This window comes from Streptomyces sp. NPDC002573, assembly GCF_042889625.1.
Classification (GTDB): domain Bacteria; phylum Actinomycetota; class Actinomycetes; order Streptomycetales; family Streptomycetaceae; genus Streptomyces; species Streptomyces gibsoniae.
Genome location: NZ_JBIARC010000206.1, coordinates 1 through 3,301 on the forward strand (window position 1 = coordinate 1; position 3,301 = coordinate 3,301).

The 3,301-nt window shown below is 66.5% G+C and carries 3 protein-coding genes; 1 reads left to right on the top strand and 2 read right to left on the bottom strand.

All coding sequences use genetic code 11. From position 1 onward, the window contains the following. Positions 1 to 438: 438 nt before the first annotated feature. Together ACFYX0_RS47175 and ACFYX0_RS47180 are read right to left on the bottom strand one after the other, a co-directional pair. A complete protein-coding gene (locus ACFYX0_RS47175; protein ID WP_388981863.1) occupies positions 439 to 1,446 on the bottom strand; it encodes a glycosyltransferase family 2 protein in 1,008 nt (335 codons plus the stop codon). A 281-nt stretch (positions 1,447 to 1,727) separates the two neighbouring features. Further along, the gene (locus tag ACFYX0_RS47180) at positions 1,728 to 1,997 is read right to left on the bottom strand and encodes a GNAT family N-acetyltransferase (protein WP_388981866.1); all 270 of its coding nucleotides are present in this window, start codon (positions 1,995 to 1,997) and stop codon (positions 1,728 to 1,730) included. 138 nt (positions 1,998 to 2,135) lie between these two features. Between ACFYX0_RS47180 and ACFYX0_RS47185 the strand changes: the two genes are divergently transcribed. Continuing rightward, on the top strand, positions 2,136 to 2,963 hold the full coding sequence (locus ACFYX0_RS47185; RefSeq protein ID WP_388981868.1) for a transposase family protein: 828 nt from the start codon (positions 2,136 to 2,138) through the stop codon (positions 2,961 to 2,963). The last annotated feature ends 338 nt before the right edge of the window (positions 2,964 to 3,301 follow it).

Sequence of the window (3,301 nt, forward strand, 5' to 3'; positions counted from 1 at the left end):
AGGGAGCACGCACCGTCAGCGGATGCACGCCCCGGGCAGACACCCGCGCGTTCCGGGACCACGCCCGGCTACACCACTTCATGGGACGCGATCTCGCCACCCGCCGTTACGCCGTCACCGAACGCCGACGAGACCCGGGCGCTGTCGCGTTGTTGGATGTGTGGGTGTCTGACGGTGCGTCGAGGCGTGTTGGTGCCTGAATCCGCAAGGCTACCTGCAGAAGACCCATGAAGATCTTGGGCTGGGCCCCCGGCCCGGGAACTGTCGCGAGCGGCGGCCAGCGGGGTGATGTGGGCGCTGCACACGGCGGTGACTCAGCGAGGCTGCGAGGTTTGGGAGCAGGGGTGAGCAGGAGACCCGGGGGTGACAAGCGCTATTGCGGGCCAGGTGCCGCGTAGCTCCGGCTCCGGGGTCTCCGGAGCCGGAGCAAGTCCGGCCCTACCGCCTGCGGGCGACGATACTGCGGGCAAGGTTGGGGACCTTGGCGGCTTCGAAGGCTCCATATGTGCCGCTCGCGACCAGTTGAAACTTGATGCCTTCGCGGCCGTCGGGGTGCTCGTAATGGTCGGGGACGAACCGGCGGTAGTGCTCGCTAGCACATTGGAAGAAGCGTGGGCGCTGGGTACGGGACAGACATCCGGAGAGGTTGAGGAGGAACAGGTAATGACGGATCATCCGGGTGAAGAGGAAAGGAGCCACCGCATCCAGGCCGCTGCGCTCCTCGAGGAGGCTGAAACTCTCTTCGTACCGGTCGAAGACGTCGAAATGGGTGCCGCCAGGAGATCCCGCGGGGTGCTGAGTGTGCCGTCGGCGGATCTGGACGCACTCCCACTTCAGCACGGCGATCCTGTCCGCGCCGAGCATGGCGCGATGCACGACCGGGATCTCCTCATAAAGGCCGTCCGGGAACGCGAGCGCCTGCCGGATCCACAGCTCGCGACGGACCAAGCGGTCCCACGCGTAGGCTGGCGCACCGAACAGCTCGGGTTGGTCAATCGGAGTGAAGGGCTGTCGTACCTGCTGGGCCAGCAGACCCTTTGCAGCGCCGGGCCAGGAGCGGCCTCGGTGCAGGCGCGTGTGGTCGAAGAGGAGGATGTCCGGGTGGTCGGCGGCCCGTAGGCGGTCGGCCATGACCTGGAGTGTTTCACCCCAGATGATGTGGTCGCTGTCCAGGAAGAGGAGGTAGTCGCCAGCGGCCTGTTCCGCCCCTGCGTTGCGGATTCGGCCGATGCTGACGGCGTCGTCCAACCGTACGACCGAGACGCGCTCGTCTCGTTGCGCGTAGGTGTTTACCAGGTCGGTTGGAGACTGGGCGGACGGATCCAGGACCACGATGACCTCCACGTGTCGGAAGGTCTGGGTCAGGATCGACCTCAGGCAGTCCTCTAGGTGCCCTTGAAGGTCGTGAGCAGCCACAATAATGCTGATCATCGGAGAGGCGCGCATAGCGAGTGAACATAGATCGGCAATCCACGTCCCTGCAAGAGCCACCGTGCACTCAGTCCGCCCGAGGACGCGGGGCCTTCACGGCCGCTGCGCACCGTCGCGACTGTGCGGGTGCTGAACACGCATGGGGCAGGCGTGGTTGTGGAGACGCCCGTTGAGTCGGTGGCCGACAGGGAGTCGAGCATCCTCGGCGGTGCGGCAGGCACAGCGGCCGCCATGGAGAAATTGTTCGAAAGTCTGTGCAGGTGTGGGGAACCTGTGGATCAGGTGATCGAACATCTTCACTCGGTGGTCTGCCGATGGGTGAAGCGCATTCGAATCTTCCTGTTGTTCTCCCCGTGCCGCGCCAGCTCCCGGAATCCGTGCCGCTGGTAGAAGGCGTGGGCACGGGTGTTGATCACGAGCACGTCGAGGATGAGGGGCTGGCCCCGGCGGGCTGCGGTATCGATCAGGGAGTGGATCAGCTGGGCACCGATGCCTCGCCCTTGGTAATGGGGATGGAGTTCGATCCGTCCCAGGTAGACCTCGGTCGCACGGTACTCGACGACCAATGAGCCTTTCCCGGTAACCGCCGGTCGCTGAGGGTGATCGCCTCCGGGAGTCTCGTGGTGTACTCCCAACTCCGGGCAGACGTAAGGCCCCTGGTAGGAACGATCTTGCGACAGAAAGATCCGACCGAGGGGCCTCACGTGCCAACCAGTGTCACATACAGCGCCGTGCTCGACGTCCGGCGCTCTACCGCCGAGCACCTGGCCCGGCTCCTGCGAAGCCATCGAGCCGAGGTCGGTACCCGCCGCGGGCGCCGCGTCCTGGGCTGCTTCAAGCAGGCCGTGCTGATCCTGCGCTGGTTCATCGACGGCACCCGTCTGTCCCAACTCGCCCGCGACAACGCCCTGTCCACCTCGACCGCCTACCGATACCCCCACGAAGGGCTGACGGTCCTGGCGGTCGGGGCACCGGACCTGGCCACCGCGCTGGAACGGGCGAAGGCGGCCGGCCTGACCCATCTCAATCTGGACGGCACGGTCATCCGCACCGACCGCGTCGCGGCCCCGGGGCCCAACGGGGCAGACCTCTGGTGGTCGGGCAAGCACAAGCCTCACGGTGGCAACGTGCAAGTCATCTCCGCCCCGGACGGCTGGCCGATCTGGGTCTCGCCGGTGCGGCCCGGCCGCGAGCACGACACTACCTGCGCCCGCCACCACGGGCTCGTCGATGCTCTGAACCGGCTCGCCGACCAACTGGGCACACTGACCCTGGTCGACCTCGGCTACGAGAACACCGGAGACGGCTTCCGTCACCCGGTCAAGAAGCCCGCAGGCGGGGAACTCACCGAAGCCCAGCACACCTTCAACAGGGTCATCCGAGGCATCCACGGGATGTGCGAACGCGCGAACGCCCTGCTCAAGGCCACCTTCAAGGCCCTGCGGCGGGTCAGTCTCGGCCCCAGCCGCATCACCCAGATCGCCGCCGCAGCCCTCGTCCTGCTCCAGCTCGAATACGACCGCACCGTCTAAACGATCACACACAGGCATGATCGCTTACCGGGAAAGGCTCAATATGCCCGCGTCGGCCCCGTCGACGGTGATGACCTGCCATCGATCGGGATCGAATTCCGCGCTCATGACACGGCAGCTGTAGTTCCGGCGCCGGTGCTGGTCAGCGGCTTGCGGGGCCCAGCGTGGGCATGGGTACGGCCACCGTGATCACGAACGCTTGTGACGACGTATCAAAACCAGGTGGCCGCGGAGGCCACGATTGCCGGGGCCGCGTGGGGCAGGCTGTTCGGGGCGGCGATGGATGTGATCGCGGGCTGCTTCGCCCGGCGTGAGACCCGTGCCACGGCGGCGGAGAT

Excerpts from the sequence above, each read along its gene's own strand:
- ACFYX0_RS47175 (WP_388981863.1), bottom strand. The coding sequence starts at position 1,446 with ATGCGCGCCTCTCCGATGATCAGCATTATTGTGGCTGCTCACGACCTT.